Annotated in this window: 26 protein-coding genes; 12 read left to right on the forward strand and 14 right to left on the reverse strand. The window is 66.1% G+C overall.

Annotation, left to right across the window (positions count from 1 at the left end):
* Window positions 1–47 precede the first annotated feature (47 nt).
* Window positions 48–743 carry an HAD family hydrolase gene (locus ETR14_RS22680; protein ID WP_129389336.1) on the forward strand — a complete coding sequence of 232 codons (696 nt, stop codon included), beginning with the start codon at window positions 48–50 and terminating at the stop codon, window positions 741–743.
* 190 nt (window positions 744–933) lie between these two features.
* Window positions 934–1,629: a hypothetical protein gene (locus ETR14_RS22685; RefSeq protein ID WP_129389339.1), complete on the forward strand. Its 696-nt coding sequence runs from the start codon at window positions 934–936 to the stop codon at window positions 1,627–1,629.
* Between the two features lie 30 nt (window positions 1,630–1,659).
* Here ETR14_RS22685 and ETR14_RS22690 read toward each other — a convergent pair whose 3' ends face one another.
* The gene (locus ETR14_RS22690) at window positions 1,660–2,130 is read right to left on the reverse strand and encodes a nuclear transport factor 2 family protein (RefSeq protein WP_165356584.1); all 471 of its coding nucleotides are present in this window, start codon (window positions 2,128–2,130) and stop codon (window positions 1,660–1,662) included.
* Window positions 2,131–2,353: 223 nt separating this feature from the next.
* Between ETR14_RS22690 and ETR14_RS22695 the strand changes: the two genes are divergently transcribed.
* The 3 genes from ETR14_RS22695 (at window position 2,354) to ETR14_RS22700 (ending at window position 3,056) form a co-directional block, all read left to right on the forward strand.
* Window positions 2,354–2,560 carry a cold-shock protein gene (locus tag ETR14_RS22695; protein ID WP_129389345.1) on the forward strand — a complete coding sequence of 69 codons (207 nt, stop codon included), beginning with the start codon at window positions 2,354–2,356 and terminating at the stop codon, window positions 2,558–2,560.
* 88 nt (window positions 2,561–2,648) lie between these two features.
* Window positions 2,649–2,789, forward strand: a complete 141-nt coding sequence (locus ETR14_RS28590) for a hypothetical protein (protein ID WP_165356585.1) — start codon at window positions 2,649–2,651, stop codon at window positions 2,787–2,789.
* A gap of 57 nt (window positions 2,790–2,846) precedes the next feature.
* Window positions 2,847–3,056 carry a hypothetical protein gene (locus tag ETR14_RS22700; RefSeq protein WP_129389347.1) on the forward strand — a complete coding sequence of 70 codons (210 nt, stop codon included), beginning with the start codon at window positions 2,847–2,849 and terminating at the stop codon, window positions 3,054–3,056.
* A gap of 60 nt (window positions 3,057–3,116) precedes the next feature.
* On the opposite strand, the gene ETR14_RS22705 is transcribed toward ETR14_RS22700, so the two are convergent.
* Entirely contained in the window at window positions 3,117–3,581 is a 465-nt protein-coding gene (locus ETR14_RS22705; protein ID WP_129389349.1) for an NUDIX domain-containing protein, read from the reverse strand.
* A 104-nt stretch (window positions 3,582–3,685) separates the two neighbouring features.
* Here ETR14_RS22705 and ETR14_RS22710 point away from each other — a divergent pair, with 104 nt between their 5' ends.
* On the forward strand, window positions 3,686–3,895 hold the full coding sequence (locus ETR14_RS22710) for a hypothetical protein (RefSeq protein ID WP_129389352.1): 210 nt from the start codon (window positions 3,686–3,688) through the stop codon (window positions 3,893–3,895).
* Between the two features lie 78 nt (window positions 3,896–3,973).
* Here ETR14_RS22710 and ETR14_RS22715 read toward each other — a convergent pair whose 3' ends face one another.
* Together ETR14_RS22715 and ETR14_RS22720 are read right to left on the reverse strand one after the other, a co-directional pair.
* A complete protein-coding gene (locus ETR14_RS22715) occupies window positions 3,974–4,120 on the reverse strand; it encodes a lmo0937 family membrane protein (protein WP_129389354.1) in 147 nt (48 codons plus the stop codon).
* A gap of 124 nt (window positions 4,121–4,244) precedes the next feature.
* The gene (locus ETR14_RS22720) at window positions 4,245–4,487 is read right to left on the reverse strand and encodes a hypothetical protein (protein ID WP_129389357.1); all 243 of its coding nucleotides are present in this window, start codon (window positions 4,485–4,487) and stop codon (window positions 4,245–4,247) included.
* A 113-nt stretch (window positions 4,488–4,600) separates the two neighbouring features.
* On the opposite strand from ETR14_RS22720, the gene ETR14_RS22725 reads away from it, so the two are divergent.
* Window positions 4,601–5,089 (forward strand): hemerythrin domain-containing protein, encoded by a 489-nt coding sequence (locus ETR14_RS22725; RefSeq protein ID WP_129389360.1) that lies wholly within the window; start codon window positions 4,601–4,603, stop codon window positions 5,087–5,089.
* 25 nt (window positions 5,090–5,114) lie between these two features.
* Here ETR14_RS22725 and ETR14_RS22730 read toward each other — a convergent pair whose 3' ends face one another.
* The 4 genes from ETR14_RS22730 to gloA form a co-directional block, all read right to left on the reverse strand.
* Complete coding sequence (locus tag ETR14_RS22730) at window positions 5,115–5,297, reverse strand: hypothetical protein (RefSeq protein WP_129389363.1); 183 nt, start codon at window positions 5,295–5,297, stop codon at window positions 5,115–5,117.
* Window positions 5,298–5,486: 189 nt separating this feature from the next.
* A complete protein-coding gene (locus ETR14_RS22735) occupies window positions 5,487–5,981 on the reverse strand; it encodes a TIGR02281 family clan AA aspartic protease (RefSeq protein ID WP_129389366.1) in 495 nt (164 codons plus the stop codon).
* 47 nt (window positions 5,982–6,028) lie between these two features.
* Window positions 6,029–7,030, reverse strand: a complete 1,002-nt coding sequence (locus ETR14_RS22740) for an NAD(P)-dependent alcohol dehydrogenase (RefSeq protein ID WP_129389369.1) — start codon at window positions 7,028–7,030, stop codon at window positions 6,029–6,031.
* Complete coding sequence (gene gloA / locus ETR14_RS22745) at window positions 7,027–7,551, reverse strand: lactoylglutathione lyase (protein ID WP_206185901.1); 525 nt, start codon at window positions 7,549–7,551, stop codon at window positions 7,027–7,029. Before gloA ends, ETR14_RS22740 begins: the two co-directional genes overlap by 4 nt.
* Before the next feature lie 129 nt (window positions 7,552–7,680).
* Between gloA and ETR14_RS22750 the strand changes: the two genes are divergently transcribed.
* Both ETR14_RS22750 and uvsE read left to right on the forward strand, forming a co-directional pair.
* Window positions 7,681–8,733, forward strand: coding sequence for a DHH family phosphoesterase (locus tag ETR14_RS22750; protein ID WP_129389375.1), 1,053 nt, complete (start codon window positions 7,681–7,683; stop codon window positions 8,731–8,733).
* Window positions 8,730–9,890: a UV DNA damage repair endonuclease UvsE gene (gene uvsE / locus ETR14_RS22755; RefSeq protein ID WP_243455646.1), complete on the forward strand. Its 1,161-nt coding sequence runs from the start codon at window positions 8,730–8,732 to the stop codon at window positions 9,888–9,890. The genes ETR14_RS22750 and uvsE overlap by 4 nt, the downstream gene beginning before the upstream one ends.
* Window positions 9,891–9,893: 3 nt before the next feature.
* On the opposite strand, the gene ETR14_RS22760 is transcribed toward uvsE, so the two are convergent.
* Window positions 9,894–10,826 (reverse strand): class I SAM-dependent methyltransferase, encoded by a 933-nt coding sequence (locus ETR14_RS22760; protein ID WP_129389378.1) that lies wholly within the window; start codon window positions 10,824–10,826, stop codon window positions 9,894–9,896.
* Between the two features lie 137 nt (window positions 10,827–10,963).
* Here ETR14_RS22760 and ETR14_RS22765 point away from each other — a divergent pair, with 137 nt between their 5' ends.
* Entirely contained in the window at window positions 10,964–11,569 is a 606-nt protein-coding gene (locus tag ETR14_RS22765; RefSeq protein ID WP_129389382.1) for a LuxR C-terminal-related transcriptional regulator, read from the forward strand.
* An 18-nt stretch (window positions 11,570–11,587) separates the two neighbouring features.
* The gene (locus ETR14_RS22770; RefSeq protein ID WP_129389385.1) at window positions 11,588–12,631 is read left to right on the forward strand and encodes a 2-hydroxyacid dehydrogenase; all 1,044 of its coding nucleotides are present in this window, start codon (window positions 11,588–11,590) and stop codon (window positions 12,629–12,631) included.
* Here the strand turns inward: ETR14_RS22770 and ETR14_RS22775 are convergent.
* From ETR14_RS22775 to ETR14_RS22795, 5 genes are all read right to left on the reverse strand, one after another.
* A complete protein-coding gene (locus tag ETR14_RS22775) occupies window positions 12,609–13,103 on the reverse strand; it encodes a hypothetical protein (RefSeq protein WP_129389388.1) in 495 nt (164 codons plus the stop codon). The two genes, ETR14_RS22770 and ETR14_RS22775, sit on opposite strands and share 23 nt — an antisense overlap.
* 19 nt (window positions 13,104–13,122) lie before the next feature.
* Window positions 13,123–13,545 (reverse strand): hypothetical protein, encoded by a 423-nt coding sequence (locus tag ETR14_RS22780; RefSeq protein ID WP_129389391.1) that lies wholly within the window; start codon window positions 13,543–13,545, stop codon window positions 13,123–13,125.
* Window positions 13,546–13,577: 32 nt separating this feature from the next.
* The gene (locus ETR14_RS22785) at window positions 13,578–13,946 is read right to left on the reverse strand and encodes a hypothetical protein (RefSeq protein ID WP_129389394.1); all 369 of its coding nucleotides are present in this window, start codon (window positions 13,944–13,946) and stop codon (window positions 13,578–13,580) included.
* A 483-nt stretch (window positions 13,947–14,429) separates the two neighbouring features.
* Complete coding sequence (locus ETR14_RS22790) at window positions 14,430–14,867, reverse strand: helix-turn-helix transcriptional regulator (protein ID WP_129389397.1); 438 nt, start codon at window positions 14,865–14,867, stop codon at window positions 14,430–14,432.
* A 104-nt stretch (window positions 14,868–14,971) separates the two neighbouring features.
* Window positions 14,972–15,166 carry a hypothetical protein gene (locus tag ETR14_RS22795; RefSeq protein ID WP_129389400.1) on the reverse strand — a complete coding sequence of 65 codons (195 nt, stop codon included), beginning with the start codon at window positions 15,164–15,166 and terminating at the stop codon, window positions 14,972–14,974.
* Between the two features lie 176 nt (window positions 15,167–15,342).
* Here ETR14_RS22795 and ETR14_RS22800 point away from each other — a divergent pair, with 176 nt between their 5' ends.
* Complete coding sequence (locus ETR14_RS22800) at window positions 15,343–15,810, forward strand: GbsR/MarR family transcriptional regulator (RefSeq protein ID WP_129389403.1); 468 nt, start codon at window positions 15,343–15,345, stop codon at window positions 15,808–15,810.
* Window positions 15,811–15,900: the final 90 nt, after the last annotated feature.

Raw genomic sequence — 15,900 nt, forward strand, 5'->3', positions numbered from 1 at the left:
GCGTCTCGACGCCCGCCGGATTATGCGGGCGCGGAAAAGGAAGGTCCGTGCCGATCACTCTCATCTGTCTCGATGCCGACGACACTCTCTGGCACAATGAAACCTATTTTCGCCGCACCTTCGGCGATTTCTCCGGCCTGCTTGCGCCGTTCGCGTCGCCTGAGAAGGTGCAGGCGCATCTCGACAGGGTCGAGCATCGCAACCTGTCGGTCTACGGCTATGGAGTCAAAGGCTTCATTCTGTCGATGATGGAGGTCGCGGCCGAGATTGCAGGCGATGATCTGCCCGCGGCGACGATGCGAGACATCCTGGCGCTCGGCCGCGACCAGCTGGTTCATCCGATCGAGATGCTGCCGGGCGTCGAGGATGCGCTGCCGCAGCTTGCGGAGCGTGGCCGACTGATCCTGGTGACCAAGGGTGACCTGCACCATCAGGAGGCGAAATTGGCCGCCTCCGGTATCGGCGACCTGTTCGAAGGGGTCGAGATCGTCAGCGAGAAGGAAACGGAAACCTACCGGCGGATCTTCAGGCGTTACCGCGCTTTTCCAGAGCAGGCGGTGATGGCGGGCAATTCGATGCGCTCCGATATCCTGCCGGCACTCGATGCCGGCGCCTATGCGGCGTTCGTGCCGTTCGAACTTGTCTGGGCGCACGAAGCGGCCGAAGCGCCCGTCGATCATCCGCGCTACCGCGCGCTCGCCAGCCTCGCCGAATTGCCGGACTGGCTCGACCGTCTCGCTTGACCCATATGGGCGTTCATCCTGTGTGCACCGCAGCGCCGCCAGCCTCGGCGCGCGGCGACGGGTGCGCCCGGGCGAGGGAGCGAGAGGTGCGGACAGTGTCGATTGTCGCCGGCGGGCCGACGCCATAAGCGTGCCCCGAATGACTCCCGCGTCCCTCGATCCTGCCGTGCACCGTCGCCGTGCAGTCTCCATGTTTCTGGTGGTTGGGCTGCACGCCCTGCTGCTCCTGTTGCTGTGGCAGATGGCACCGCCGGCGATGCGGATCCTGGAGCCCAGGAAAGGTGCGATCGAGGTCAGGCTGCTGCCGAACGATCCGATCCCTTCGCCAAACCCGCAGCCGCGCGACAAGCCGACGCCGGAGCCCGCCGCCGGCGCGCAGAAGCCGCCGGCGCCGGTGCCGCCGAAGGCGCCTGCGCCCGCCAATCCGCCGGCCGTGCCGGAAGGCTATTCGTTCAAGCTGATGGAGGGGATGGAGAAATTCGACCTCGCCCAGCTTCCCAAGGGCGCTCCCTCCGCCGGGACCCACCTCGCCACCGGCGACAGCGGCGCGCCGGCGGCGCTGGAAGGCGGCAGCATTCCCGGCAAGGAACGCCTGTTCCCGGCCCAGTGGCAGCGCAAGCCGACTCGGGCAGAACTCTCGGCATACTTTCCCAAGGGGCTGAGGGCAGCGACCGGATTCGGGATGATCGCCTGCCGGACGATCGCGAACTACCGGGTCGACGATTGCGAGGAATTGGAACAGTCGCCTGCAGGATCGGGCCTTGCCGGTGCGGTCCGCCAGGCGGCCTGGCAGTTCCGGGTGATGCCGCCGCGGGTCGGCGGCCGGACCCTGGTCGGCGCCTGGGTGCGGATCCGGATCGACTACACACAGGGTGTTCCAGAGTAAGCCGTCGGCCTGAGTTCGTGCCCCCGTCGCTTACTCGTTGGGCGGGGCTGGTATCCTGGTCACCTGGATGTGCACCACCTGCCAGCGTCCACGGACCCGCTTGAACGTGTCGGCAAAGCGGAAGTGGCTGGAGAAAGGCTTGCCGGCGGAGACTCCGCGCAGGATCGTCTCGGCGCCGACGATTCCGGCGTCGGGCCCGAGCGGCACCACCACCCGATCGACGAGTACGATCGGATCGTAGCGCTCGTCGGGGCCCATCCAGCCAAGGATGAACGCGGCCTTTCCACTGCGTCGCCCGCTGCCTTCGACGAACACGAGATCGTCGGCGACCATCGTCTCCAGCGCCGCGCGGTCCTTGGTCAGTTGCGCGCGGTCGAAGCGGTCGGCAAAGGCGAGGAGCTCGCGCTCCATCGGCGAGGCCGGCGCGGGCGCGGAAGCCGCGACGGGGACGGCCCATGAAAGCGCTGCGGAAATGATCGTCGCACGTGTGGATCGCCGCATTCTGCCGACTCCTTCCGAGCAATCCTGTGCACATCGTCGCGCACGCGCCACTTGAAACTTCCCCATGCCGTTGCTTTTTAGGCCGGTAGCCCCTACTTAGCTGTTGCTAACGTCGCCTGCGACGGAATTTGTCGGCTCCGATCGAGAGCCCCTTCTTCCTTTCACGCTTCTGGCTCCGCCGCGCCGCAGGCGCGCGGTTATCACATCGCGAAAGGGGACGGACATGGCCATCGGCACCGTCAAGTTCTTCAATTACGATCGGGGCTTCGGCTTCGTTTCGAATGATGCCGGCGGGCCCGATGCCTTCGTGCACATCAAGGCGGTCGAGGCCGCAGGGCTTCCCGGCCTGAACAAGAATCAAAGGATCAGCTACGCCCTCGATGCGGACGGCAAGGGCCGCACGATTGCGACCGGTCTCGAACGGGCCTGATCGCAGGCTCCGCGGCGGCGCGAGGATCGCGCGCTCCGGTGAGACGTTGGCCTACAACAATGGAAACGGGCGATCGCCCGAGGAACGCATGAACAACCACAATCAACGGCCCGAACGGCCCAAGCTCGGCCTCCTCTTCGGCGGCACGGCACCGCCTCCCTCGGAACGCCCCGCGCCTATTCTCTCGACAGACGATCTGCGCAGGATCGTTTCCGAGACGATCGGCTGATATTCACCGGACGGCGCCACGCGTCGTCTGACTTTCACTGCAGCACAGGAGCCCAGCATGTCCAGAACCGCCCAACGTCCTTTCTGTATCGCCAAAGACGACAGCGGCGACTTTCGCCTGACAGTGCGTGAGACGCGCTACAATTCGCAAAATTATCCGCTGGTAACGTCGATCCTGCAGGACGAGCGTTTCAAGACCGCGGCTGCGGCGCGGGCGCACGCCAAGGCGCATTTCGGCGCCGAGCCGGGCCAGTTCTCGACCAGCTGACGCGTGTCGGCCGCCCTGCGCTCTGCAGGGCGGCGGCGACGGCGCAGTTCGTGTCCCTCGTCATCGATACTGCCCCGCCAGGGTTGCTGCGAGCGGTAGCACCCGGTCCCGCGTCAGCGGCGCAAGCGGCAAGGTGATCGCTTCGTCCCGTGCGAACCAGCCAGCCTCGGCGATTTCCGCGCTCACCTCCGGCGCGAACGATGCGCGGATGTGGAAGAGCTCGGCCTCCACCAGGCATCCCGGCTCGTTGGCGGCTGGCGCAACCAAGCGTCCCAGATAGGCCGGATCAGCATCGGCCAGGGCAAAGCCGATCTCCTCGAGCAACTCGCGGCGAAGCGCCGCAACCGCAGTCTCGCCCGGTTCGATCTTCCCGCCGGCCTGCATGAAGACTCCGGTGCCGGCCTTGCGCACGAGCAAAAGCCGCCCGTCATCGTCATCGATCAGCGCCGCGGCGATGCGAATGCTGGGCGTGCGGGCCTCCGTCGAAGATGGAAGCTGACAGGGTGCGGGAGCCGTGCTGGTCATTGTTGCGACTTTCTCATGCCGCCGCTCGGCCGGCAACGCCGGGGCAGGCGCGCGTGCGACGCTCGGCCGCTTCGTGCGTTGGCGGGCCGATGAAGGAGACGAGAATGACCGACGAACGCAGCAAAGATGATCTCGACCAGTCCATCACCGAGGAGATTGGCGGCGTCCAGGGCGGCGGCGACGACGCTGGACCCGAGGAGCAAGTGGCGCAATCAGCGTCGATTGGCACGGTACCGGACGCGCCGGTGCCGGACTCGGCGGAGATCGAGTGGGCCGGCGGTGTGGTCAAGAAGCCGCCGACTCCGAACAATTGAGGCGAAGTCGCACATGAACGAAAGGGCGGGGGCGCAATCTGCGCCTCCGCCCTTCTCTTGGATCGTCGATTGGGTCGGTCAGAGCCTGCGGCGGCCGGTGATCAACTGCACGATGAATACGATCAACGCGATCACCAGCAACGCATGGATCAAGCCGCCGCCGATCTGGAACGCGAAGCCCAGGATCCACAGCAGAATGAGAATACCGATCAGGGTCCAGATCATGTCAGCGCCTTTCGTGGGCCGAAGCCGGGGAGGGTGGATGTTGCGGGAAGAACCGGGACGCGACGGTTTCGTTCCGGACGGTCAACAAACCCCGCGTGGACAGGGGCAAGGGGAGCCCGGCTGCTCAGGCGCTGCGCGCCCGCAAGCTCCCGGATTCGCTGTCGACGGGATCTTCGCCGGCAACGGCATGCCATGCCTTGCGCACGCCATATTGCACCGCCCAGCCGAGCGCGTAGGTCGCCACCACCGGTGCAAGGACGCGAATGGCGCCTTCCGCGACGCTGCCGACGATCGCGCCCTTGATGCCGCTGTCGCCGTCGCCCCGGTCGATGGCAGCGCCGATCAGAGCGCCGAGTAGATTGGCCATGTCAGTCTCCTTTGCCGCTGAAGCGCTCCGCCCAGCCGCAGGTTCCGGCGCTGCGAATTGTTAATCTCCTTGGCATAGCCTGATCCAAACAGAGGCTTGGAGAGGGCCTGGACATGATCGAGAGGATGCTGGCGGACCATGCCCGCCTGCGCGCATGCGCGGATTGCCTGGAGGCGTTGCTCGTGTCGGCCGATGTGCCCGATCCTGAGTCGCTCGCCGCCGCCCGCTGGGCTCTCGGCAGCACGATGATGCAGCATCTCGCGCTGGAGGAGCGGCATCTCTACGCCGCCTTGCGCGACGATCCTCGCGCGCACGTCAGGCGCATCGCCGAGGCATTTCAGGACGATCTGGTCACCAGCTTCGGCCCCTATGCCGATCATGCGAAGAGCTGGACGCCGGAGCGGGTCTCGGGGGAGTGGGACACGTATCGCACGCAGACCTTGGATCTGCTCCAGACCATGCGGGCGCGGATGACGCGCGAGGAGACGGAACTCTATCCCTTGGTCGAGCGCAACGGCATCGACACCCGGCACAGCGGCCTTCCCGGGCGCAACTGGACCCGGGAGGCGTTCGCGATCAAGGAACGGATAGGCGGCCGCTGATCAGCGCCCGTCGGGCGCGTTCGAGCTAGCGAAGCTTGGCGATCCCGATGCCGTCGGTCTTGGCGCGTTCCTGGACCGATTCCTCGCTCCGGGTCAGAGCCTTGGCGATCGCCTTGAGGCCCATGCCCTTGGCGGCGAGCGTGCGCAGCTTGGCGAGTTCCTCGCTCTTCCACGGCTGCCGATGGCGGACGAAATCCTCCTTGGCCATCAGTCGCTCGCCAGCTTGCCCTTGGTCGACGGATTTGCGGCGATGGTCTTCTTGACCTCCTTCTTGGGCTTACGGGCTTCCTTGTTGCTCTTCACTTGACCCTTGGCCATGTCATGTCTCCTTGGCTTCGACGCTGAATAGGCGCGCGCGCGTGCAAAGCCAATCGCCTTGGGATCAATAGCCCTGGGGTCAGTAGATCCGCATCCGGTCGCCGCGCATCTCGACCGAGTAACGGCCGAGATAGGCCTGGCCGAGCAGGGACATGTCGCCGCCGCCGAGGATCACGCCCGATACCCCGCGTGCTTCCTTGCCGTCGAGGCGAACGCTGGCGAGCGTCACCCTCTTGCCCTGGACCGGCCCGGAGGCGCCCATTCCGACGACCTCATATTCGGAGCGCGAGAAGGGGATGCCGATGCGCGCGGCATCCTTTTCGGCCAGCGCGACGCCGGTCGCGCCGGTGTCGACGAGAAAGCGGACCAGCTGTCCGTTAACCTCGACATTGGCGTAGAAGTGACCGCCGTCGCTGCGCTCGAGCACCGTCTCCCGCACGGCGGCAGGCGTCGGCGCTGCATCGGCTTTCGGCGCCGCGGTCTCCCGCGCCAGCGGCGCGGCGCGGTCGTCGGTCGGCACCAGGAAGCCGATGCCGATGCCGAGTGCGATCACGAACAGGAGCGACTTCTGCATAGCCGCGCAGCGTAAGGCCGGAGCGTGAACGAAGCACTAAGCCGCGTTCAGATGTCGAGACAGATCTTGCCGAAATGCGCACCTTTTTCCTGATGCCGAAAGGCGTCGGCGATCGCACCCAGTTCGAAGCTGCGATCCACCACCGGCTTGAGGCCGGTCGCGTCGAGCGCCCGGACGAAGTCGATCTGGTCGCGCCGGCTGCCGACGATCAGTCCCTGTAACCTTGCCTGCTTGGCCATCAGAAAGGCGGTGGGCACGTCGCCGCTCGCGCCCGTCAGCACCCCGATCAGCGCGATATGGCCGCCGAGGCGGACTGCGGCGATCGACTGGGGCAGGGTGCCGGGACCGCCGACCTCGACGACATGATCGACGCCGCCGCTCCATCGGAAGGCTTCGGCGCCCCAATCGGGATTGCTGCGATAGTTGATCGCATGGTCGGCGCCGAGCGCCCGGAGGCGCTCGAGCTTGGCGTCGGACGAGGAGGTCGCGATCACGCGCGCCCCCATTGCCTTGGCAAGCTGCAGCGCGAAGATCGACACGCCGCCGGTGCCCAGGACGAGGACGGTGTCGCCGGCCTTTAGCCCGCCATTGACCACCAAGGCGCGCCAGGCGGTGAGGCCTGCGGTGGTGAGCGTTGCCGCTTCGCAGTGGCTGTAGCCCTTTGGTGCCGGCGTGAACCATGTCGCGGGTCTGACCACGGACTCGCGTGCGTAGCCGTCGAGGCCGTCGCCCGGAGTGGTCGAGAAATCCGGAACGGTCGGGGGCCCCTCCAGCCAGGTCGGGAAGAAGCAGGAGACGACGGCGTCGCCGGCCGTGAATTCGGTCACCCCGGTGCCGACGGCCTCGACCGTGCCGGCACCATCCGACATCGGGATTCGCCCGTCCGCAGCCCGCATGCGTCCGCTCACCACGCCGTAATCGTGATAGTTGAGTGAGCTCGCCCGCAGCCGCACCCGGATCTCGCCCGGGCCTGGTGCGCCCGGCTCTTCCTCATCGACGATCCGAAGCCGATCCAGACCGCCCGGAGCCTCCAGCCTGACGACCTTCATGCCGTAATCCTTTCCGCTTGTGCCGCGACCGTTCCGCGCATTCCATCGGGCGAGAGAATCTCGATCCAATAGCCGTCCGGGTCGCTGATGAACGCGATCCCCTTCATCTTGCCCTCGTTGGGGCGTTTCACGAACGGAACGCCGAGCGCCTCGAAACGGGCGCAGGCGGCGGCGACGTCGGGAACGCTGATGCCGAGATGGCCAAAGCCGCGCGGTTCGGCATTGCCATTGTGATAGCCGCTGAAGCCGGGGTCGCTTTCCGTGCCCCAATTGTGGGTGAGCTCCAGCGTCGTCTCGCGCGAGAAGATGAAGCGTGCACGATCGGCCGGATCGTCGGGGACACTCTCTTCCTCTCCGAGGAAGGCGAGGAAGAAGAGCGAGAAGCGCATCTCCTCGAAGTCGAGGCGCTGCAGCAAGGTCATGCCGAGCACGCGCGTGTAGAAGTTCAGCGAAGGCTCCGGATCGCGGATGCGCAGCATCGTCTGGTTGAGGGTGAAGCCGCGCGTCGCGGGATCTCGCATTGGTGTCTCCATGGCGCCAGTCGTGGATGGTCGGTCGGCGAACGGCCGGCGGGCCGGGTTGCTCCCTACAGGCTTTAGACCAGCAGCGGCACCGATGCCGCGCTCCGCCGTTCATCCGCCGTGGCCGAGATGCGTACCAGAGATGCCGAAGCGATCGGGCGCGCCTTTGCGAATGCGGTGGATGGCTTTCCGAGAGAGCGAGCGCCGCTGATCCTCGGCCATTTCGATGCCGACGGCCTTGCCTCGATCGCGCTCATCGCCCGGGCGATGGAGCGGGCGGGCCGCCCGGCGGAAACCCGGATCGTCGGCAAGGGCGAGAATGCCTGGTCGGACGCCATGCGCGCGGAGCTCGCCGCCCGGCGACCCGGTGGATTGATCGTCGCCGATCTCGGCGTTCGCTCCGGTGCTCTGCTGGCCGGAGTCCCGACCATCCTCGTCGATCATCATGTGCCGACGGGCGCGCCCGACGGAGCACTGGTGCTCAGCGGCAACGGCGTCGAACCCGAGCCGACCAGCGCCCTGATCGCCTATTGGTGCGCGTCCGGGCTTGCACCGGCGGAGGATCTGCTGTGGCTGGCAGCGATCGGTCTGATCGGCGACATGGCCGTCGATGCCGGCTTCCCCGAACTCGCCGAAGCTCAGGCGCGCTACGGCAAGACCGCTTTGCGCAATGCCGTGGCCCTGATCAATGCGCCGCGCCGCACCGCGGCCGCAGATGCCGGTCCGGCGCTCTCACTCCTGCTCACGTGCGACAGCCCGAAGGAACTGCTTTCGGGCGTGCACGCCGACACCGCGCGCCTTCATGCCGCCAAGGCGGAGGTCGCCTGCGAACTGGAGAGCGCCCGCCGCGTCCCGCCGAACGTGCGCGGAGAGGTGGCTTTGATCCGGTTCGATTCCCCTTGCCAGATTCATCCCCTGATCGCGCAGCAATGGCGGGGACGGCTGCGCGACCGGATCGTCATCGCCGCCAACGGAGGGTACCGCCCCGGTTGGGTCCACTTCGCCGCGCGTAGCGCCAGCGGCCGCGACCTCATCGCCTTTCTCGACGCGCATCGGCCCAAGGGGGCCGACGGCCACTATGGCAACGGCCATCGTCAGGCGACCGGCGGCGCACTGCCGCATCCGGTCTGGAACGAATTCATCTCGAAGCTCGGCTTTCCCGAGGAGCAAGTGGAATCATGAACATGTACAGCAGGCCGCTCCGGCTCGGCTTTCCGGTCAAGGTGATGGGCCGGCCCGATCTCAAGAGCAACGACACGCGGCGCTGGCAGAAAGATCCGCACCTCAAGACCTCGCTCGAATATGTCGATTCGATCCTCGACTATCTCGCCGAAGTGAAGATCGACATGTACCGGCTGAGCTCGGATCTCGCGCCCTATGCCACCCATCCCGACATGCCCCAATTCCATGACATGGTGGCGGAGAGCGACTCGGAACTCGCCCAGATCGGCGCGAAGGCAAGGGCGCTCGACATCCGCCTGTCCTTCCACCCTTCGCAATATGTGCTGCTCAACAGCGCCGATCCGAAGCTCACCGGCAAGAGCGTTTGGGATCTCGCGTCGCAGGCCGAGATCCTGGACCGGATGGGCATGGGCCCCGAGGCGGTGCTCGTCACCCATGTCGGCGGCGTCTACGGCAATCACGAGGAGAGCCGCGCGCGCTGGATCGAGGGCTGGAACGCCTGTCCGGAGCATGTCCGCAAGCGCCTGGTGCTCGAAAATGACGACATCCGCTTCTCCGCGGCGGACGTGCTCTGGATCCACGAGCGCACCGGAGTCCGGCTGGTCTTCGATCACCAGCATTTCTGGTGCCTCAATCCGGAGCGGCTCGAACTCCGCCCGACGCTGGAGGCGTTCCTGCGCAGCTGGCCCGACGGGGTTCGGCCCAAGATCCATTTCTCCTCGCCGCGTACCGAGCTTCGCGAGGTCAAGCGCAAGGTGAAGGATGCCGAGCGGGCGGCCGCGGCACGCGGCGGAAAGGGCGCGGGTGCCACCAGAGGCGCGGTGAAGGCGACCAGCCGGGTGAAAACCGTGCTGCTGCCGCCGATCTGGACCGGCCATGCCGATTTCACCAATCCATTCGAGTTCGCGACCTTCATGCGCATCGCCGAAGGCCTGGATTTCGACGTCATGATGGAAGGCAAGGCAAAGGACATCAGCCTGCTCAAACTGCGTCCCGATCTCCTGCGCTTCGCGCCCGATGTCGCGGCGCGGTTCGGCATCTTTCCGGCGCAGGCCGATCAGCTCGAGGCCGACGAACGCCGCCTGGACGCGGGCGTTGCCGCCGAGACGGACGCCGACGTCGACGAAGGAGCGCAGGCTGCACCCGCACTCGCCTGAGTTTCAGCCCCGTTCGATGATCGCCGCGACGGCGGCGATCCGCTCGACCTCGGCATAAGGCGGCTCGTCCAGCTCCTCCCCGAAGATGTCCGGATCGATCTCGCTGTAGCGCAGGGTGCAGCCGTGCTCAGGCAGCGCCCTGCGCAGGGCAGCCTCGAAAGCGTCTTCGCCATCGACGATCGCAACGCCCGTGTAGAGCAGCATCTTGCCACCGGGGCGCAACCGCTCCGCGGCCGACAGCGCCCATTCGAGCGACAATGCGGCGCCGTGCATGTCGCCGCCGTCGCGATAGGCGCGTTCGGCCGTGTCCATGACATAAGGTGGGTTGGCGAGAACGAGGTCGATCGGCCCATCGACGCCCTCCAGACCCGGCGCCTCGATCTGGTCGACCGCGATGCCGAGATGGGCCGCGTTGACCCGCGCCAGCCGCAGCGCCTCGGGATTGATGTCGGTCATGATCAGCCGCGCTGCGGGAAGGACATGGCGCGCGATCAGCCCACCGGCGCCGGAGCCGGCACCGATGTCGACGATGTCGGCATAAAGAGGGCCGCCGCGCAGCTCCTGTTCGATCAGGCGGGCGAACCGGTAGGTGTCGGGGCCGAAGAAGACGGAATCGGCAGCCTCGGTCGGAAAGGCGGAATGAAGGAACAGGGAGTCGCCGATCGCGGCGACTCTGAGCTTGCTCTTCAAGCGTCCGTCGCGCGAGTCGACCGCCCCGGCCCGACGAAGCGGATCGAGGATGTCGCTCGGCAGCAGCGCGGGATCGAACCAGCGGTTCCAGCCGAAGACGTCGCGGAGCGTGCGCGCCGGGTGATCGCCGTCGCGGGCGAGCAATCGTGCATGGGTCGCGGGCGTGACCGTGGTGAAGCGATAGCCGCGGGCATCGAGCGCCGCGAGAAGTTGCAGCAGATCCTGATCGGCGGAATGCGTGTCCATCGATGCTCCTGAAGGGATGGGCCATGCCCCGGCCGGGGCATGGCAGCTAATCGCGCGGAGTTGCGCGATGGTTCCTCCTGCAGACGCTGCGCAAAATCTGCCTTTTCGTGCGCGCCGCAGCGCCTATGTTCGGCGCAATGTCAGGAGAAGACGAACACGAGGCTTTGCTCGAATCGATCCACCGCAGCGCAATCGCGACGGTGGTGACGGATGCGCGGCAGGCCGACAATCCGATCATCGGCATCAATGACGCGTTCGAACGCCTGACCGGCTATTCGGCAGCGGAGGTAATCGGCCGCAATTGCCGGTTCCTCCGCGGCGTCGACAGCGAGGACGAGGGTACCGTCGCGTTGCGCGAGGCCGTGCATGCCGCGCGCCCGGTGCTGGTCGAGCTGCTCAACTATCGCAAGGACGGCACCGCCTTTCGGAACGCCGTCATGGTCGCGCCGATCTTCGCAGGGGACGGCAGCGTCCGCTATTATATCGGATCGCAGATGGAAGTGCCGGAGGCGCAGGGGCTCGATCCCCGCACCGTTCGCGCGCGGGATCATGTCGCGAAGCTCACGCCGCGTCAGCAGGAAGTTCTACGGCTGATGGCGAGCGGGCTGCTCAACAAGCAGATTGCCTATGAACTCGGCATTTCCGAGAAGACGGTGAAGATGCATCGCGCCGCCTTGCTGTCGCAGCTCGGCGCCCGGTCGTCGGCGGATGCCGTTCGGCTCGCCGTGGAAGCCGGCATTTGAAGGTTCGGAGTCGAGGCGATGCGTGTTTCGGTGTTCAGCACGAAAAGGTACGACCGCGTCCACCTGGAGGCGGCCAATGCCGCCGCCGGCGCCGGCCACGAACTGGTGTTCCTGGAGCCGCATCTCGGGCCTGATACGGTCTCGCTGGCTGCCGGCAGCGACGCGGTCTGCGCGTTCGTCAACGACGTCGTCGATCGCCCGGTTCTGGCTGCGCTCCACGCGCTGCGGGTTCGCGGCATCGTGTTGCGCAGCGCCGGCTACAACAATGTCGATCTCGTCGCAGCCGGAGAGCTGGGCATGCCCGTCGGGCGCGTGCCCGCTTACTCGCCGCATGCGGTGGCAGAACATGCGGCGGCGTTGATCCTCTCGCTCAATCGCAAGATCCATCGCGCCTATGCGCGCGTCCGAGAAGGCAATTTCGAATTGGACGGCCTGCTCGGTTTCGATTTGCACGGCCGCACCGCCGGCATCGTCGGCACCGGCAAGATCGGCCTGGCTCTGGCGCGGATCCTCGCCGGGTTCGGCTGCACCATCCTGGCAAGCGACCCGTTTCCGTCAGCGGAACTGGAGCGGATCGGCGGGCGCTACGTGCCGCTGGCCGATCTGCTTGCGTGTGCGGACATCGTCAGCCTGCATTGCCCGCTGACCCCGCAGACGCGGCATGCGATCGATGCCGCCGCGATCGCAACGATGAAGCCGGGGGTGATGCTGATCAACACCAGCCGCGGCGCGGTGATCGATACCGCCGCCGTCATCGACGGGCTGAAGTGCGGCCGGATCGGTTATCTGGGGCTCGACGTCTACGAGGAGGAGGGCGACCTGTTCTTCGAGGATCTTTCGGGTCAGGTGCTCCAGGATGATGCGTTTGCGCGGCTGCTCACGTTCCCGAACGTGCTGATCACCGGTCACCAGGCCTTCTTCACGGAGGAGGCGCTGCGTGCGATCGCCGAGACGACGATCGCCAACCTGAATGCGCTGGAGCAAGGCGGGATCCCGCTCCACCCGGTGCGGGCGGAGCAGGCATTGGCGCCGCGCCCGCTCAGCGCAGGTGCGGACCGTTGAGGAAGGTGTGCTGCAGCCAGCTTCGGATTTCATCCATCGCGTCGGGCGTGAGTTCGAGATAGGCGCGGCGCGCATCCCGCGGGTCGAGCCGGCGATTGAGAAGCCCGGTTTCCTCCATCTTGGTGAACCAGCGCAGCGCAGTCGTCGGCGGCACGCAGGCGGCCGCGCAGGCATCGGTCACCGTGATCGCCTTGCCCTCGGTGCGGGCGGCGAACAGATGCAGCATCGTGTCCCAGACCGGATCTGCGAACAACTGGGCGGACAGCCGGGCTTCGCGCTGCCGACGGGCGCGCAGATAGTGGCGCGCGATCTCGCCATATTCGATGTCGCGCGGATCCTCCGGAACGCCGGTGCCGTTGACCAGGCGCAACTGGCCGCGTGCGCGTTCCGGCACGCTGCCGAACGGTGGCGGCCGTTCCGCACGGCGCTCCATCGGCGGGGCCTCGGCCAGGGGCAGGAGCTTCTTCATCATATTCTCCGGAGACATCAATTCAGGGGGACAGCGGCCGCTTGGCGGCACGACGATCGAGTTCGACGCCGAGCAGAAGGGTGAGCTGAATGGGTATGGCCCACATGCTCTCGAGCGCTCGGTAGATTGCAGGGGTGAAGGCGGGCGCGAGCATCGTACTGAAATGCGTGGCCACGGCGATCAGGTGAAAGCCGGTAATCCAAATGGGCCAGAATCTTCGGCTGGCCAGCATCAGGCCGTAGAATCCAAAGAGAAGCACGGAATCCACTGCGAAGATCGCCATCTCCGTGCTCCCCCACGCCCGGCCGACGCGCGCGGCCGGGATCGTCATCAAGGCCGCCGCAATGATCAGGAACGCTGCCCATCGGCCGTCCTTGCCACCGAAGACGATGGCATAGCCGCACGACAGACCGGCGAGCAGCCAGAAGAGGAGACCGATGAGCATAGGACGCCAGGATCACGCGGGGCTCAGACCGGTCAAGCCCGGGTGGGCTCGAGTTTGGCAATCTGCCGCTTCTCGCCCGCCGGGGCGGCCCCAGCCAGCACATCCCAGCCTTCGGGACAGCCATAATTATCGGGAGCGAAGTTGCTCTGTGCCTTGATCGCGGCGAGGTGGCGGATCGTGGCAACCATCTCGCCACGGCCCTTTACCACCGAATTGAGGCTCTCGGTCATCGATGCAAGCAACTTCTGGCTCTGGTTGGCCGGAAGATCCGATCTGGTCGTCGCTTCGATGATCGACGCATACATGCGTACGCTGTTCAACAGGGCGTCGTCGACCGCGGCGACGGCATTCTTGGAATCGGCGGCGACGACGGCGCCTGCACCCGGACGAAAATTGAACATGGTCATCTCCTCATGCCGCGGCGGCGGCTTTGGGTGGCTCGGACGGCTTCGCTGGGCCTGGGCGCTTGGAACCGGACTCGTTACAGAATCTGTTCGGCCCTGGACCATCGATGCCGGTACGACACCGACACGAGAAGGCTTGCACCGCAAGGCATCTCGTGCCGTTGGGTCCTTCATCGCCGCTCGGGGACGATCCCGGCAACCCGCCGCAATGGTGATCCCAATTGTTGGGATATGCCGGAAAAGTTAGGATTTTCGGGCCTGAGCACCAGAAACCGTGCGCCGCGCTGGTCGTCACCGTAACCCAGGGCTGGACGCGAAATTGGAGACCGCGCGGTCGGTGCGCCGTGTAGGGCTGGCGGGTTCGGTTCTCGTGCTGGGAGATTGAGCCACCGGATCATCCCGGCGGACACCTTCAAAGTTAGCGCCATGGGCAACGAGGCAGATGGTCCCGCAGCGCGCGACCGTCGCGAGAACCGGAGATCAGCTGAAGGTCTTGAGCATTCCCGCCATGGCCAGAGCGATCGCGATCAGGGTGGCCGCGGCAACGATCGCGACCTGAAGCGCCTGTACCGTCTTTTGCGTCCAACTCAGATTATTCTCACGCCCGCCGAGTGGAGGCAGGCCGAGCCAGCGCGACCAGGATTCAGCAGAGGATTGCTCGCCCGCATTGGACACCAGTTCAGCTTCGACCGCCGGGACCGGCTCTCCGGCGCCGCCTTGCTCCCAGGCGACCAGGGCGCGCGCCGCCTCGCGCCGGTTCGCCGCTCCGAGGCGGGAGATGGATGCCTTGACGTAGGTGTCGACCGTCTGCGGAGTGAGGCCGGTTTCCTTCGCGATCTCTTTGGACGACATGCCCTTCGCAACCAGCCGCAGGCAGTTCTTCTGCCCTTCCGACAGCAAGAGCGTAGGATCATTCACCGCGAGAATTCCGAAGGCATTTGGGTTGTCGATTCGATACGAAGCAGGTGTCGCCCGGTGCAACCGCGGACGATGGCCGGCCCCGTTCAAGGCGTGTGCCGCGCTCAGTGGGCCCGTCCCGCGGCGAGAGGCCTGCCGACGTGCGCCGCCTCATAGCCCTGCAGCATGTCCAATCCCATCTGCAGATGGCAGGCGGGAACGGTTTCCCCGATCGCGTCGCACAGCTCGATCGCCTGACGAAGATGCTCGAGCGCCTGGTCGACGATCGCCTGACGGTCCGGGTTGGTCGCTTGGTTCATGCCCCCTTGTATAACGAGAGGCGCTCGCAGGCGAGCGTCTTTCGTGATCCGGCATGGGCCTGTCCCGGCCTTGCACGATTGTAGTCCCGGGGGAAGGAAACTCCGGACGAGGAACGATCGCCGGCGGTCAATCTGTTCAGCCTTGATTGAACGAACTGAACGCTTATCTAGTCGGCATGACCAATGAAGCGGGCAAGGCGGCTGAGGATTATGTCGAGTGCATGGGCCTGCACTTCGAAGCCGACGGGCTGCCGCGGATTGCCAGCCGGATCCTGGGCCTCTTCATCCTGGAGGGAGGTCCGTTCAGTTTCGCCGCGCTCGCCGATCGATTGAAGATCAGCCGGGCCAGCGTCAGCACGAACACGCGGTTGCTCGCCCAGATGGGTGTCATCGAGCGGGCGAGCGTCGCCGGCGAGCGGCAGGACTATTTCCGTATGGTGGATGCGCCTTATGTCTGCCTTTTGTACAAGATGGCGGATCGTGCCGACAAAGCTGCGCGCATGACCGAAAAGATCGTCGCGGACCTCGACCAGCCCTCCGCGGGCGCGCGCCGCCGCCTGGGTGCCTTCTCAGAGTTTCAGCATGCGCTTGCGACGTCGGCGCGGCGACTCGCCAACAGCATCCGAACCGCGCCAAGTCCTTGAGACAGGCCCGAAGTGCGTCGTTCAGTATTGACTGAACGTAATGATTGTCCATCTTTGATCCGGATGTCCGGCCGCAGCGGCCTTCAATCA

The sequence above is a fragment of the Sphingosinicella sp. BN140058 genome (assembly GCF_004135585.1).
Lineage (GTDB): Bacteria > Pseudomonadota > Alphaproteobacteria > Sphingomonadales > Sphingomonadaceae > Allosphingosinicella.

Excerpts from the sequence above, each read along its gene's own strand:
- ETR14_RS22685 (WP_129389339.1), top strand. The coding sequence starts at position 934 with ATGTTTCTGGTGGTTGGGCTGCACGCCCTGCTGCTCCTGTTGCTGTGG.
- ETR14_RS22690 (WP_165356584.1), bottom strand. The coding sequence starts at position 2,130 with ATGCGGCGATCCACACGTGCGACGATCATTTCCGCAGCGCTTTCATGG.
- ETR14_RS22695 (WP_129389345.1), top strand. The coding sequence starts at position 2,354 with ATGGCCATCGGCACCGTCAAGTTCTTCAATTACGATCGGGGCTTCGGC.
- ETR14_RS28590 (WP_165356585.1), top strand. The coding sequence starts at position 2,649 with ATGAACAACCACAATCAACGGCCCGAACGGCCCAAGCTCGGCCTCCTC.
- ETR14_RS22700 (WP_129389347.1), top strand. The coding sequence starts at position 2,847 with ATGTCCAGAACCGCCCAACGTCCTTTCTGTATCGCCAAAGACGACAGC.
- ETR14_RS22705 (WP_129389349.1), bottom strand. The coding sequence starts at position 3,581 with ATGACCAGCACGGCTCCCGCACCCTGTCAGCTTCCATCTTCGACGGAG.
- ETR14_RS22710 (WP_129389352.1), top strand. The coding sequence starts at position 3,686 with ATGACCGACGAACGCAGCAAAGATGATCTCGACCAGTCCATCACCGAG.
- ETR14_RS22715 (WP_129389354.1), bottom strand. The coding sequence starts at position 4,120 with ATGATCTGGACCCTGATCGGTATTCTCATTCTGCTGTGGATCCTGGGC.
- ETR14_RS22720 (WP_129389357.1), bottom strand. The coding sequence starts at position 4,487 with ATGGCCAATCTACTCGGCGCTCTGATCGGCGCTGCCATCGACCGGGGC.
- ETR14_RS22725 (WP_129389360.1), top strand. The coding sequence starts at position 4,601 with ATGATCGAGAGGATGCTGGCGGACCATGCCCGCCTGCGCGCATGCGCG.
- ETR14_RS22730 (WP_129389363.1), bottom strand. The coding sequence starts at position 5,297 with ATGGCCAAGGAGGATTTCGTCCGCCATCGGCAGCCGTGGAAGAGCGAG.
- ETR14_RS22735 (WP_129389366.1), bottom strand. The coding sequence starts at position 5,981 with ATGCAGAAGTCGCTCCTGTTCGTGATCGCACTCGGCATCGGCATCGGC.
- ETR14_RS22740 (WP_129389369.1), bottom strand. The coding sequence starts at position 7,030 with ATGAAGGTCGTCAGGCTGGAGGCTCCGGGCGGTCTGGATCGGCTTCGG.
- gloA (WP_206185901.1), bottom strand. The coding sequence starts at position 7,551 with ATGCGAGATCCCGCGACGCGCGGCTTCACCCTCAACCAGACGATGCTG.
- ETR14_RS22750 (WP_129389375.1), top strand. The coding sequence starts at position 7,681 with ATGCGTACCAGAGATGCCGAAGCGATCGGGCGCGCCTTTGCGAATGCG.
- uvsE (WP_243455646.1), top strand. The coding sequence starts at position 8,730 with ATGAACATGTACAGCAGGCCGCTCCGGCTCGGCTTTCCGGTCAAGGTG.
- ETR14_RS22760 (WP_129389378.1), bottom strand. The coding sequence starts at position 10,826 with ATGGACACGCATTCCGCCGATCAGGATCTGCTGCAACTTCTCGCGGCG.
- ETR14_RS22765 (WP_129389382.1), top strand. The coding sequence starts at position 10,964 with ATGTCAGGAGAAGACGAACACGAGGCTTTGCTCGAATCGATCCACCGC.
- ETR14_RS22770 (WP_129389385.1), top strand. The coding sequence starts at position 11,588 with ATGCGTGTTTCGGTGTTCAGCACGAAAAGGTACGACCGCGTCCACCTG.
- ETR14_RS22775 (WP_129389388.1), bottom strand. The coding sequence starts at position 13,103 with ATGATGAAGAAGCTCCTGCCCCTGGCCGAGGCCCCGCCGATGGAGCGC.
- ETR14_RS22780 (WP_129389391.1), bottom strand. The coding sequence starts at position 13,545 with ATGCTCATCGGTCTCCTCTTCTGGCTGCTCGCCGGTCTGTCGTGCGGC.
- ETR14_RS22785 (WP_129389394.1), bottom strand. The coding sequence starts at position 13,946 with ATGTTCAATTTTCGTCCGGGTGCAGGCGCCGTCGTCGCCGCCGATTCC.
- ETR14_RS22795 (WP_129389400.1), bottom strand. The coding sequence starts at position 15,166 with ATGAACCAAGCGACCAACCCGGACCGTCAGGCGATCGTCGACCAGGCG.
- ETR14_RS22800 (WP_129389403.1), top strand. The coding sequence starts at position 15,343 with ATGACCAATGAAGCGGGCAAGGCGGCTGAGGATTATGTCGAGTGCATG.